This is a genomic window from Acinetobacter sp. TSRC1-2, from assembly GCF_049895885.1.
Classification (GTDB): Bacteria; Pseudomonadota; Gammaproteobacteria; order Pseudomonadales; family Moraxellaceae; genus Acinetobacter.
In genome coordinates this window covers 141,490-155,474 of the sequence record NZ_JAFCTF010000004.1, presented here as the reverse complement: position 1 = coordinate 155,474, position 13,985 = coordinate 141,490, and the positions used below count along the sequence as shown (strand labels likewise).

Annotated in this window: 11 protein-coding genes and 1 tRNA gene; 4 read left to right on the top strand and 8 right to left on the bottom strand. The window is 41.2% G+C overall.

What is annotated here, in order from left to right; all coding sequences use genetic code 11:
- Positions 1-233: 233 nt before the first annotated feature.
- The 3 genes from ACP69Y_RS06485 to ACP69Y_RS06475 form a co-directional block, all read right to left on the bottom strand.
- Positions 234-1,535 carry an OmpP1/FadL family transporter gene (locus ACP69Y_RS06485; RefSeq protein WP_425917182.1) on the bottom strand — a complete coding sequence of 434 codons (1,302 nt, stop codon included), beginning with the start codon at positions 1,533-1,535 and terminating at the stop codon, positions 234-236.
- A gap of 597 nt (positions 1,536-2,132) precedes the next feature.
- A tRNA-Arg gene (locus ACP69Y_RS06480) sits at positions 2,133-2,205 on the bottom strand.
- Between the two features lie 89 nt (positions 2,206-2,294).
- Positions 2,295-3,650, bottom strand: coding sequence for an amino acid permease (locus tag ACP69Y_RS06475; protein WP_425917180.1), 1,356 nt, complete (start codon positions 3,648-3,650; stop codon positions 2,295-2,297).
- A gap of 319 nt (positions 3,651-3,969) precedes the next feature.
- Between ACP69Y_RS06475 and prpF the strand changes: the two genes are divergently transcribed.
- Together prpF and ACP69Y_RS06465 are read left to right on the top strand one after the other, a co-directional pair.
- Positions 3,970-5,160: a 2-methylaconitate cis-trans isomerase PrpF gene (prpF, locus tag ACP69Y_RS06470; RefSeq protein WP_425917178.1), complete on the top strand. Its 1,191-nt coding sequence runs from the start codon at positions 3,970-3,972 to the stop codon at positions 5,158-5,160.
- 154 nt (positions 5,161-5,314) lie between these two features.
- Positions 5,315-6,223 (top strand): polyprenyl synthetase family protein, encoded by a 909-nt coding sequence (locus ACP69Y_RS06465; RefSeq protein WP_425917176.1) that lies wholly within the window; start codon positions 5,315-5,317, stop codon positions 6,221-6,223.
- Between the two features lie 359 nt (positions 6,224-6,582).
- Here the strand turns inward: ACP69Y_RS06465 and putP are convergent, their stop codons facing one another.
- From putP to ACP69Y_RS06440, 5 genes are all read right to left on the bottom strand, one after another.
- Complete coding sequence (putP, locus tag ACP69Y_RS06460) at positions 6,583-8,073, bottom strand: sodium/proline symporter PutP (protein WP_425917174.1); 1,491 nt, start codon at positions 8,071-8,073, stop codon at positions 6,583-6,585.
- Positions 8,074-8,250: 177 nt separating this feature from the next.
- Positions 8,251-9,105 (bottom strand): SPFH domain-containing protein, encoded by an 855-nt coding sequence (locus ACP69Y_RS06455; RefSeq protein WP_425917172.1) that lies wholly within the window; start codon positions 9,103-9,105, stop codon positions 8,251-8,253.
- 14 nt (positions 9,106-9,119) lie between these two features.
- Entirely contained in the window at positions 9,120-9,593 is a 474-nt protein-coding gene (locus ACP69Y_RS06450; protein ID WP_425917170.1) for an NfeD family protein, read from the bottom strand.
- A 98-nt stretch (positions 9,594-9,691) separates the two neighbouring features.
- On the bottom strand, positions 9,692-10,609 hold the full coding sequence (locus ACP69Y_RS06445; RefSeq protein ID WP_425917168.1) for a patatin-like phospholipase family protein: 918 nt from the start codon (positions 10,607-10,609) through the stop codon (positions 9,692-9,694).
- 64 nt (positions 10,610-10,673) lie between these two features.
- Positions 10,674-11,300, bottom strand: a complete 627-nt coding sequence (locus ACP69Y_RS06440; RefSeq protein ID WP_425917166.1) for a 1-acyl-sn-glycerol-3-phosphate acyltransferase — start codon at positions 11,298-11,300, stop codon at positions 10,674-10,676.
- 146 nt (positions 11,301-11,446) lie between these two features.
- On the opposite strand from ACP69Y_RS06440, the gene ACP69Y_RS06435 reads away from it, so the two are divergent.
- Together ACP69Y_RS06435 and ACP69Y_RS06430 are read left to right on the top strand one after the other, a co-directional pair.
- A complete protein-coding gene (locus ACP69Y_RS06435) occupies positions 11,447-12,691 on the top strand; it encodes an MFS transporter (RefSeq protein ID WP_425917164.1) in 1,245 nt (414 codons plus the stop codon).
- 145 nt (positions 12,692-12,836) lie between these two features.
- Positions 12,837-13,955: a porin gene (locus ACP69Y_RS06430; protein ID WP_425917162.1), complete on the top strand. Its 1,119-nt coding sequence runs from the start codon at positions 12,837-12,839 to the stop codon at positions 13,953-13,955.
- Positions 13,956-13,985 lie beyond the last annotated feature (30 nt).

The following is a 13,985-nucleotide window of genomic DNA, read 5'->3' as shown; positions in this document are numbered from 1 at the left end:
CTGACTAATTCAAAAAATGAACTTGAATAGAGTAAAAGTACTAACGGTGCTTTTGTATATTAATGATTTATAAGTAAAAAAATAGAGAAATAAGCTTAAAAAAATAAGGTGATACAAGAAATTCTTTTTGATCAAATTTAAAACATATAGATTGTAGTATTAAAAAAACAAGAGATGTAATGTAAAAAAGACCATTGTGAACAATGGTCTTTTTATAAATTGGCTGCAGAATATTAGAAGCGGTAACCGATTTTCATACCATATGCGATGGCATTGTTATCTTCAAATTTAGCTACAGATGCTGGTGTATTGAATTGAGCGCCTGTTTGAGCATCAGCATCACCTAACCAGAAGTATTTCACACCACCGGCAATAAAGTAATTCGCTGCAGGGCTATATTGAACACCTAAGCCCAGATTCCAATAACCTTCGGTTGGACCAAGTGTAGATACAGGATTTCCTGCACCTGAGTCATAACCTACAGATACATTACCTGCCCATTTCTGGTTAAACTTACGACCTACACCCACATTTGCAGACCATTGCTCGTCAGTATATGCAACTAAATCAAAACCGTTTGGTTTATTTAGTGCAGGGTTAGCTCCAGCAGCAACAGAGGCTCGGCCAAATTTATCTGGACGAATCGAGAAATTAGACCAATCGACCCAGCGCACATTGGCAAATGCGACTGTGTCTGCCATGATGCCAGTCTGGAGATCCAGGTTAACCGATTGCGGTGTTGTAATGGATGTATCGTTGCTTTGAGCCGGATTCAATGCCGAAAATAAAGACGTTGGACCAAAATTTTCAGTCGTTTGAGCATCATGATCAATTTCAGAACGATAGGTTACAGATGCCTTAAGTGCGATATCTGGAATTTGATATGCCATACCAGCCAACCAGCCAACAGCGCTGTCTTCTTTGATGCTTGCATTATAACCACCGAAGCCTGCAGCACCACCGTAGGCTAGACCACGTAATTGAACATTACCCTTAATGGTTTGATAAGCAGGTCCGGCATAGAAGTTGAAATTTTCAGTTGGCTGGAAGCCAAAAATCATTGAAATATTTTGTGATTTCACTTCAACTTTGGTTGATTCAGAGCCATTATGGAATAAACCTTGGCCTTGAAATGCTGCTAATGCACCTGGTAGAGCAGCAGGTGAACTTGAGTCTGTTGTTGAATAAGTCGCATCAGCTCCAAAAGGCTGATCGTAAATTAAGCCAAAAGAGAAATGATCAGTAAGCTGTAATTTTAATGCTGCACTTGGAAAATAATAATCATCTCCCATATCTGATAAATTTGTATTTTCAAGCCCAATTGCACTTGCTGGAGCCGCAGGGTTTGGAGTATATCCACTATTTACTTTACCTGAAACATTCGGATCTAAAACAGAAATACCTGCCTCAAAATAGTTACCTGGTTGTAAGAAAGCGGCAATAGATTGGCCTGAACGGTCCAAAGCAGCTGCAAAAGCCCCAGTCATTGGTACAGTTGCAAGAAGAATCGCGGTACTAAGTGTTTTTAATTTCATTCTGTGTCTTTCCTTGAGGTACAAATTTTTACTGCAGATTAGTGTTATTTATGCTGAGTATTAATTTTTGGTAACATCGGTCTTTCAACCAGATATCATTTGTTACTCCATGTGACAAAAATAACACAATAAAAAAAAGAGTAAATGCTCTAGAAAAACTAATTGGAATAAAAATACAATTTATCAGAGTTTTTAATCTGAATTTGACTATTTTTTAGTTTTAAGTTAATGATAAATATAAATATATTCAATTTTAAATTAAATTTTTATTTGACTAAAAAATAACCATTTATCGTGAAAAGTGTAGTAATAATTTGTTATCTGGATCACATTATTGATTTACATAAAAATTACGACATAAATTTAAGATCTGGATGTATTAACTCATGAATAGGGTACATTCTTATTTTTAGCTTATATTCTTTAATATTTATTCTAAATTGTTAAAAAATTCATACTCTTATTCATTGCAAGAATAAATTGTAAATGCTGAATAAGAACGTCATGGAAAATGAATTGATTTAATATTTATTCATAGAGGAGTTAGCGTCTTAGAGATTCTTTATATGAAAATTTTATTTCTTATTAATACGGTTGTGCGCCCTGCGGGAGTCGAACCCGCGTCGGTCACTTAGGAGGCAACTGCTCTATCCAGTTAAGCTAAGGGCACAATGCGAAGCTAATTTAGCGCAAATATTGATAAAAAAAAAGTTATTGTCGAAACAATAACTTTTAAAGACAGATCTTTAAGGTTGATGCTTAAGTTTTGTTCATCTTGAGTACTTTAAATAGACCAAACATGATCACAATCCAGATCGGAATCATCAGTACAGATTCTTTAAAACCTTGCGTCCACATAATATAAAGTACGGTCGCAATGAAGATTAGGACTAAATAATTACTGATTGGAGACCAAAGTGCAGGGAATTTGGTTTGGATTGACCCTTGCTTAACAGCTTGTTTAAATTTCAAGTGAGTCAAGGTAATCATCGCCCAGTTCAAAACCAACGCACCTACCACGACATACATTAAATGGCTTAAGGCATCTTCTGGAACAAAGTAGTTTAAAAGTACGCAACCAAAAATTAACAGTGCTGAAAATAAAACAGCAGGGATAGGAACACCTTGTTTATTCACATTCTGGAATACTTTTGGTGCATTTCCTTGCTGTGCCAAGCCAAAAAGCATACGGCTATTGGCATACATCCCACTGTTATAAACGGACAGCGCAGCGGTTAAAATAATGAAGTTCAGTAAGTGAGCTGCCCAGCCAATACCGAGTTGGCTGAAAATCATCACAAATGGACTTTTATCCAAACCACCTAAATCAAGCTGATTCCATGGCACCAATGATAAGAGAATCGTCAATGAACCGATATAGAATAGCAAAATACGGAAAACCACCTGGTTAATGGCTTTAGGAATGGTTTTTTCAGGGTCTTTAGCTTCTGCTGCCGCCATACCAATCAGCTCAATCCCCCCGAAGGCGAACATGAGGAAGGCAAGCATATAGAATAAACCTTCAAATCCATTCGGGAAGAATCCACCATGAGTCCAAAGGTTGCTAAACGAAGAGGTTGAGCCTGCATCTGCGGTGAGTAATAAATACAAACCGAACACGATCATGGCTACAATCGCGGTGACCTTGATGATAGAAAGCCAGAATTCTGATTCACCATAGAATTTCACATTGCCGAGATTGACCAAGGTGATGACAACGAAAAAGAACAGTACGGATGCCCATGCAGGAATAAAAGGCCACCAGTAATTAATATATTTAGCGACAGCAGTCAGCTCTGTCATTGCTACTAAAATATATAAAATCCAGTAATTCCAACCCGCTAAAAAGCCGGGAAACTTCCCCCAATATTTAAAGGCAAAATGGCTGAATGATCCTGCTACAGGCTCATGTACAATCATTTCACCCAGTTGACGCATGATTAAAAATGCAATCAAACCACCAATGGCATAACCCAAAATGATGGAAGGACCTGCAGATTGAATCACCTGTGCGGAACCTAAGAATAAGCCTGTACCAATTGCTCCGCCCATGGCGATGAGTTGGATATGACGGTTCTTTAAGCCACGCTGAAGTGTAGAAGACTCGTTGTTCAAAGTACTCAGCCCGACAATGGATAAGTTTGTGATTGTAATGGATTGATTTGTATTAGCCTAGTACAACACTACCGTGGTCACTGTTATGCGAATAAGTTAAGAATAGGATTTTTACATAATTAATAAATGAATCAATAGATTAATTTTATTAATACAATGACTTGTAAGTTATAAAGGGTTTTTATCAATAAGATTAAGCGGTTCTTTTTTATACTTAAGTCCTGTAACAAAGGTTTTTACTGAAAAAAGTATTATGATAAAAGTGATCAACATTGCCCAAATTTTTTTAAAACAATGATAAATATCAAGGATCAATGAAATGAGTTTTGCTCCACAAATCAAAATTCCAGCAACCTATATGCGTGGTGGCACCAGTAAAGGCGTTTTCTTTAAACTTGATGACTTACCGGAAGCAGCACAGCAGCCTGGAAAAGTGCGTGATCAATTGTTATTGCGTGTGATTGGCAGTCCAGATCCATACGGCAAGCAAATTGATGGTATGGGTGGAGCAAGTTCAAGTACCAGTAAAACCGTGATCTTGGCCAAAAGTTCACAGCCTGAGCATGATGTGGATTATTTATTTGGGCAGGTGGCGATTGATCAGCCTTTTGTCGACTGGAGTGGGAACTGTGGCAACTTGACGGCTGCCGTAGGTTCATTTTCGATTTCCAACGGCTTGGTCAGTGCAGAACGTATTCCTGAAAATGGCATCTGTACGGTACGAATCTGGCAAGTGAATATTCAAAAAACCATTATTGCGCATGTACCGATTACAAACCGTCAAGTGCAGGAAACTGGGGACTTTGAACTCGATGGCGTAACTTTCCCTGCAGCTGAAGTTCAGATTGAATTTCTAGACCCTGCAGATGATGGCGAAGATGGCGGTGCAATGTTCCCGACGGGCAATGTCGTGGATACTTTTGAAGTTCCGAATATAGGTACTTTCCAGGCCACTTTTATTAATGCCGGTATTCCAACCATCTTCTTGAATGCCGAAGAGATTGGTTATGCAGGCACTGAATTGCAAGACGCGATTAATGGCGATGTTCAGGCACTGGCACGGTTTGAAACCATCCGTGCCTATGGTGCAAAACAAATGGGGTTAATCCAGGACATTTCTGAAGCTGAAAAACGTCAGCACACCCCTAAAATTGCCTTTGTGTCTAAACCTAAAGCCTATACCTCTTCAAGCGGTAAAGCCATTCAAACCGATGATGTCGATTTACTGGTTCGTGCCTTGTCGATGGGTAAATTGCATCATGCCATGATGGGAACGGCTGCTGTCGCCATTGGCACTGCTGCAGCCATTCCGGGAACATTGGTCAATTTGGCTGCGGGTGGGGGAGCGCGTGAAGCGGTACGGTTTGGTCATCCTTCAGGGACTTTGCGTGTCGGTGCACAAGCCGTTCAGGAAAATGGACAATGGCAGGTGAAGAAGGCGGTGATGAGCCGTAGTGCACGAGTCTTGATGGAAGGCTGGGTTCGAATTCCTGAAGATAGCTTGAAATAACAAACCAGATAGAGAATCTTGCGAGAAAGCAGTATGATGAGTCGCAAGTTCTCTGTCGATGATGACAAGAGCGCTGTAGATTAGATTAAGCTAAATCTGGCAGTATTTCTGTGGATTTAGATTTACTCACCAAAGCAAAGTATTCGAGGCGAATGTGTCATCTTTAACTGACGTACATGCAAATGTATTAACCCAAGCACAGCAACGTATCCAACACGATTTATTGACGGCATTAGACGCATTTTCTATTCCAGAACCTTTAAAAGGGGCGGTGCATCATGCGGTGATGCTCGGTGGTAAGCGTGTACGTCCAGCGCTTTGTTATGCCACAGCGGCCATCAAACCGAATGCAAATTTTGCAGCGGTACGCCGTGCGGCAGTAGCCATTGAAATGATCCATTGCTATTCACTGGCACATGATGATTTGCCGTGTATGGATAATGATTTGTTGCGTCGCGGTCAGCCAACCTGTCATGTGGCTTTTGGTGAAGATACTGCCTTACTGGCCGGCGATCTTTTGCAATCGATGGCCTTTGAAATATTGGGCAGTCGTCTGTTTGATCAAGGCCCTGCGGTTGATCCGTCTATTGTTTTAAAACAGATGCAGATTTTGGCGACTGCCAGTTCAAAAATGGTCTGTGGTCAGGTACTGGATTTACAGGCTGAAGGCAAGCGTGTTGATCAGGAAGCTTTAGAAAATATCCACCGTAATAAAACCGGTGCACTGATTTCTGCTGCAGTGATGATGGCTGCGGTATGTGTATTTGAAGGTACCGATCAAGCCATTCCTAAGCTACGTGAATATGCGCAAGCGATTGGACTGGCTTTCCAAGTGCAAGATGACATTCTGGATATTATCTCCGATACAGAAGTTCTAGGAAAAACTGCAGGTAAAGATCAGCAAGTAGATAAATCGACTTATCCTGCATTAATGGGTTTGGAAAATGCCCAAATCTATGCCAAAGAATTGCACGATCAGGCCTTTAGCGCTTTAGAAATTTTTGGTGAAAATGCAGCTGAACTCAATCAGATTTCACAATTTTTATTGTCGCGTAAAAGTTAAATAACCTAAGTTCAATGAAAGTTTTCATTCAATTTATTGAAAATAAATGAATAATCACAACGGAGTCTGACCAATTTGAAAGATATTCAGGATTAACCTTCGGTTCGACCTACCTTTCTTTCGGGAAAAGTAGGCAAAACCATTTGTCAGTTGCAAACTCGGTCAAAGACCATCATTTTCTCTAATACATTGATAAACAATATTCTACAGATGTAGTCCTGACCTCAAACATGCAACTGACGTTTCCGCGTATCCCATCATTTCTATTCATCTTATATCGAACTCAGGTTAAATATTTATTTAAATCATGCCGATCAACTAAAAGAGGACATGGCGTCCTCTTTTTTATGCGCTGAAGATTATTTAGAGTCTTGATATAAACGATCACCTTCATCGAAGCGACTAGTGATCTCTTTGGTTGGTGCTTTACCCATTAAGCTGACCACAATAATGGCAATCAGTGAGCAAATGAAACCTGGAATAATTTCATAAAGCTCAGTCGCACTGAACATATTTTTCCAAAGAATCACCACAACCGCACCAATAAGCATCCCGGCAAGTGCGCCATTTAGCGTCATACGACGCCAGAACAATGACAGAATAATCAGAGGACCGAAAGCCGCACCGAAGCCAGCCCAAGCATAGGCCACTAAGCCGAGGACTTTAGATTGAGGATTTCCAGCCATCCAGATCGCAAGCAGGGCAATCAGTAGCACCATTAAACGACCAATCCAGACCAGTTCTGTTTGCGTTGCATTTTTACGCAAGAATGATTTATAAAAATCTTCGGTTAAGGTACTTGAGCAAACCAGTAACTGGCAGCTTAATGTACTCATTACTGCAGCTAAAATGGCAGCCAAGACAATACCGGCAATCCATGGATTAAACAGAATTTTGGTCAGTTCCATAAACACGGTTTCTGGATTGGCAGTCACTGCACCGGCAAGTTCAGGGTGTTGCTGGAAGTAAGCAATACCAAAGAAACCGGCAGCCACTGCACCGCCTAAGCAAAGAATCATCCAGGTCATGCCAATACGACGTGCATTGGGAATGGATTTGACTGAATCGGCCGCCATGAAACGCACCAGAATATGCGGTTGACCAAAATAGCCCAAACCCCAGGCCAATAATGAAATAATCGCGACAAAGCTTAAATTGCCAATCATGTCAGTTGCTTGTGGGCGAGCCGCTTCAAGCGCTAAAGTGATTTGATTCATATCGGAAAAACTTAAGACCACAACCACAGGAGTCAGCAACAAGGCAAAAATCATTAAACCGGCCTGAATGGTATCGGTCCAGCTGACTGCCAAGAAGCCACCAATAAATACATAACTGATGGTGGCAATCGCACTGATCCAAAGCGCCGTGCTATAGGACATGTCAAACATGCTTTCAAACAGACGTGCGCCTGCAACCATGCCTGAAGCACAATAAATCGCAAAGAAAATTAAAATGATGAAAGCAGAAGCAATTCGCAGAACTTTCTTTTGATCGTTAAATCGGTTGGAGAAATAATCGGGTAAGGTCAAGGCATTATGCTGAACTTCGGTGTGCACACGAAGACGCCCGGCAACCAGTCGCCAGTTCAGCCATGCGCCAATAATCAGGCCAATGGCAATCCACATTTCAGATAAACCTGAAAGATAAATTGCACCAGGCAGTCCCATCAGCAACCAGCCACTCATATCTGAAGCACCGGCAGAGAGTGCCGTTACGAAACTACCTAAACGACGACCCCCCAAAATATAATCAGAGAAATTGGCTGTTGCGCGATAAGCCATCAGGCCAATCGCGATCATGGCGACAATATAAAAAAGAAAGGTAATTAAGGTCGGATTCAGGGAGCTCATACGGTATCCATTTACAAGTTGGACAGTAGATCGAAACAAAGGCTTATAAAAGAAGCACAAATAATTTCAAAAAATAACGTGAAATTTAATCATAATTTCACAATGATTGCAGAGATTTTCGCAACTGAAATAAAAATAGACAGCGAATGCTGTCTATTTTATAGAAAAATGTAGAGGTTATGGATTACGACCCATCACGCCACGAATGGTATTCATGATATCCGCAGGCAACACTACAGTTTTGGCATTATTTGATTTGGCCATCTCTTGCATGGCTTTGACATACTGTTCACCGAGCAAGTAAGCCACCGGAACTTCTTTATCACCAACCGCAGACGTAATCATTTCAATGGCACGTTGTGATGATTCAGCCAAGACTACTTGTGCTTCAGCATCACGACGCGAAGCTTCCAAGCGGCCATCTGCTTCTAAAATAGCGGCCTGTTTTTCACCATCCGCTTTAGTCACGGTGGCACGGCGCTGACGTTCAGCCGCAGCTTGCGCTTCCATGGCAGACTGCATGGTGCTTGAGGGTTGAATATCCTGAATTTCAACCGTTTTTAAGGTAATACCCCAATCAGAAATATCATCAGAAATGGCCGCTTTCAGTTTGGCCTTAATGTGATCACGTGACGATAAAGCATCATCCAGATCCATTTCACCGACGATGGAACGCAGTGAAGTCTGTACCAGGTTTTGAATCGCCCAAGTATAGTTTTCAATACCATACACCGCTTTTTCTGGTGTGGTGATATTGATATAGGCCATGGCATTCATCAGCAAAACCGCGTTATCACGAGTAATCACTTCTTGAGAAGGAATATCCATCACGATGTCTTTGGTGGTGACTTTATAAGCGACTTCATCGACATAAGGAATCACAAAATTGAGACCCGGTGTTAGCGTGGTATGGTATTTACCCAGACGTTGTACAATCCATTTATAGCCTTGGGGAACAATGCGCACCCCTTTAAAAATGGTAACGCCTGCAAAAACCAGGATGGCTAAAATAATAATAGATCCACCAGACATGTTATTTCCTCGCTTTATACATTTTCATTATGTGAATGATGTGGCTTGACCACAAGCTCATTACCTAAAATATCGATCACGCGCACGCGATCTCCAACACGTACAGGTTCTAAGCTACGGCAGTTCCACTCGTCAGAACCCAAAACCGGCATAGGGAAACGTACCGTAATCAGGTCATGTTCCATATGAATTTGAATAACCATGCCGACTTGACCAATGGTGGCCTCGCGGGATAAACCGGCTTTGGTTTTATCGGTTGAAAGCGGTTTAATAAATTTAAACCACAATAAAGTGCAAAGTACGGATAAAACAATCCAGATGACGAGTTGAGTGGTAAAGCCCATCATCGGGAACAGCCACAGTAAAGCACCCACCAGGATGGCTGCAATGCCAAACCATAGTGCAGCAAAAGCGGGCAATACTAATTCAGAGAGAATGAGTAAAACACCCAATACAAACCAATGCCAAGGTTCGAAAGCAAATTCCATACATCTACTCGTGTATTGTTAAAATTGATATAGATAACCAAGCGTCTATATCAATCTAGCAGATGAGTAAGTCTTTGAATATTAAAAAAGCATCTTTTTTAAATTTTGGCTTTGGGTGCAGGCTTGAAGGTGGCTGGAGACTTTTTAAAATCGGAAATGGCTTTGTCAATCGCGATGATTTTTAGTTGGGCCGCTTTTTCACCTTCCAGAATAGACTGGTTACTGGCTTTTAAATCCAAGGTGCCTAGGTGTCCGACTTTAGGCTGGATCACTACAGTGGCTTGACTGAGTTCTTCATTAATACTTTGCTGTCCCATAATATTAATGGTTTGGTCGAGTAAGCCCCACATGTTGAGTGCTTTATCACCGACTGGGCGTGCAGAAATATCTACGGCAATGACAATATCTGCACCCATAGCTTTCGCTGTTTTCACCGGAATCGGACTGACTAAACCGCCATCGACATATTGTTTTCCACCAATAGTTGCAGGCACAAAGACATTCGGGATACTGCATGAGGCACGAACCGCCTGACCCGCATTGCCTTTAATAAATTCAGCTTTACGGCCCGTGTCGAGGCGCGTTGCAACAGCTGCAAAACGAATCGGGAATTGTTCAATCGGCTTGTTGGCAATGTGCTTGTTGACATAGTTTTGCAATTTTTGGCCTTGCACCACGCCTTGACTGTTTAAGGTTAAATCGCGAATGTCAGATTCTTTAAGGGTCAGTGCAATTTGCTGTAATTGGTAAGGGGTTTTACCACTGGCATAAATACTGCCAACAAAGCTCCCGGCACTGGTACCAGTCACTATTTTCGGTTTAATACCATGTGATTCTAAAACTTTCAGTACCCCAATATGGGCAAATCCTTTGGCACCGCCACCGCCTAAAGCTATGGCTACCACAGGTTCACGTGCTTTTATGGTTGTTGTCTGTAGTGGAGTTTTAGTGGCTTTATCACAGCCAATCAGGCTAAGCATAAGCAGACCAATGAAAGAGTATTGCACAAGATTCATAGTTAAAGTTGGACGTTAAATAGACAAAAGTTGCGCACATGAGAGCAGATTGTTGTCATTATGGCTAGCTATTTTTTATACGATTTTGTAAGGGCTTGGCCAACCACTGTGGATTTTTCGGAGAAAATTTTCCCACGTATCGATTCAATATCTGTTCCAAATCTTGTTCATAATTTCCAGTGGGTTGAAACACGCCTAGGCAATAAATGGTTTTGCGGTTGTAATCAAAAGAAAACATCACAATTGGGATATGGGCACCTAGCGCAATACGATAAAAACCGCTTCTAAGCGATTCTGCCTGTTTGCGTGTTCCTTCAGGCGCCATACCGACCCAGATCTGCTCTTGGGTGTCAATGAAGTCGATAATTTGCTGAGTTGTACCTTGTTGAATACTGCGATTGACCGGAATCACACCAATCCATTCCAGTAAGGGTTTCAGCGGCGTGTTAAATAACGTGTGTTTGCCAAAAATGGTGATTTTAATGCCCAGTCCAAGCAGGGCTGTGAAACCATGCCAGGCATCAATATTGGAGGTATGCGGGGAAATAATGGCGGCGGTTTTAGGCAGGTTGGGAAATTCACCTTCAAAACTCCAGCCTTGGGCAAGAAATATTTTTTTGAAAATAGTTCGGCTCAAGCTGCTACCGCGAGCAGGCACTTGATCGGGCAATGTTGGGAAATGTGCTGACATGGTGATTATCCGCCTCCCTGACAAAAATTTATCGCGTTTTAATGATGTTAAGCTTTTGTAAAATAAGATTCATTGGCAAAATGTAAAGCATCATTCAGCTTGCCTGATATAAATAATCAATCCTGTTCTGATCATAAGGGCACTCTATGCCGAGTACACCTAACATTTATATCGTGTTGTTCTCTTTATATTGGGCACAAGGTTTACCTGTCGGTTTTATGACCCATGCCTTACCGGTAATTTTACGTGCTCAAGGGGTGTCACTGGCACATATTGGTGGCTTCGGATTATTGATGTTGCCATGGTCGATTAAAATTTTGTGGGCGCCGTGGGTGGATCGTTTTGGCTATTCAGCTTTTGGACATTATCGCAGCTGGATTATTCCCACCCAGTTACTCAGTGTGGGCGTACTGATCGGCTTATCCTTTCTGCCGATTCAGGCTTTAAATCAACCTGAGTATTTACTGGCTTTTTTTGTGGTTTTAATGAGCATGAATTTAGTCGGTGCTACACAAGATATTGCAACCGATGGCTTAGCGGTGAATATTCTGAAAAATGAGCAGCAGCATTGGGGCAATACTTTTCAGGTGATTGGTTCGAGGTTAGGTTTTATTGTCGGGGGCGGTGCGATTTTATGGGCACTGGACTGGCTGGATTGGCACATCACTTTTTTAGTTTTGGCAGGACTGGTTCTTCTAAATACATTACCAATTCTGTTTTTTAAAGAACCTGATCGATTCAATAATATTCAGCAAGCTACTGAAAAAGAAGTATTTAGCTGGAAAAAAATCAAAAGTTATCTAGAGTATTTTCATCAAACCCGCAGTCTGGCTTTATGGCTGGTCGTACTGATCACGTTTAAAATTGCCGATGGTTTAGCAGGTCCTTTACTGAAACCTTTAATGGTCGATTTAGGACTGACTTTTTCCCAGATTGGCATCTATGTGACCATGCTGGGGGCATTGGCTGCACTTCTAGGCGCGGGATTGGCCGGCTTAAGTCTGAAGTACATTTCTCGTGCCAATGCACTGCTTAGTTTTTCTGTTTTAAAAATTTTCAGCTTGGCTGCATACGCATGGCTGGCTTTTCAATATGAAGCACAACAGCAAATTAAACCGTGGCTCATTTATGGAATTAATGCAGTCGAAGATATGATTTCAGCCATGTTGCTGGTGGTGATGCTGACTTTAGTAATGCAATACAGCCGCAAACATTTCGCAGCAACAGATTTTACTTTTCAGGTGGCGCTGATGGCCACGGTCAGTGGTGGACTCTATAGCCTAAGTGGAATATTGGGCGACATTTTAGGTTATGCAAATTATTTAGCCTTCATCACAGTAGTTACGGTGATCTGTCTGTTGCCTGTTATTAAATGGAAAGCCAACCTGTAATAACGCAATAAAAGCTTTTTAATTCAATTGAATATCTATTTAAAATCTAAGGAATAAAAAAGATAACTAAATAAAATCTAAATCATTTTTTTAAATATTTCTAAACAGTAACATCTGTTACAAAATAACTTAGGGGTATTTAAAAATGAAAACCAAAATTGCAGCAGCAATTGCTTTAACTCTACTGGCTGGCTCTACTTTTGCCGCGCCAACCTTCTATGGGGAAATCGATGCTTCTATCGATTATTTACCTGAAGATAATGCATCACCTGTTTCTGATCGTGACGTTGTTGAAGTAAGTTCAAATAGTTCTTTCATTGGTCTTAAAGGTGATGAAAAGCTGACTGAGCGATTAAGCGCAGTTTATGCGATTGAATGGGGCTTAAGTGCAGATGGTGATAGCACAGACTGGACTACGCGCAACCGTTTTGTTGGCTTAAAAGATGCTCAGTTGGGTACTTTAAAAGTGGGTGCACATGATACCCCATTGAAACAACTTTCAAGTCCAGTTGATACATTCAACAACTATGTTGCCAATAAAGCGGATGTTAACGGTATTTTCACTGGTGAAACACGTGTTTCAAATGCGGTTGTGTATGAGTCTCCAGCCATTAAATTGCCTACAGGTGCTATTAAAGTAAATGCATTACTTGCTTCTGGTGAAGATTCAGGTATCGCGAAAGGCAATGGCTCATCTAAGACTGCCGGTCGTGGTTTAGGTGATGCATGGTCTGCATCTGTATTATATGACAGCCCAGTGGTTGTAGCAGGTATTGCGTATGACAAAGCGATTCCAAGTAACTTTGCTGGACGTGGTTTTGTCAATTCAGCTACACCTGAAGTAACGGGTGGTGTTGCAGGAACTGCCTTTGCTGCTGCAAATACACTTCGCGCCATTGGTCGTGTAAACCTTGCTCGTGGTTTAGCGCTTAAAGCGTTATATCAAACTTCTGAAGTACAAGATGCGGCAGGTAATGAGCCAGCAGCAGCAGATATTGATGATTCAAAAGGCTGGTTAGTCGGCACTGAATATAATCTTCCAACAGCAAAAGCATGGACTGTAAAAGCGCAATACAGTCAAAATACAACCAGCTTTAAAAATAACAAGGCGGATTTTGAAGCGAAGCAAATTTTTGCAGGTTTTGCTTATGCATTTACCAAACAAGTAAAAGCATACGGTTATGCGGGTTTGTTAACGCTTGAACAAGGTAATTTAGAAACCAAGCAACCTGTGGTCGGCACAGGATTAGAATTTAGATTCTAATTTCCAAGTCTGTTAAGTGAATAAAAAAAT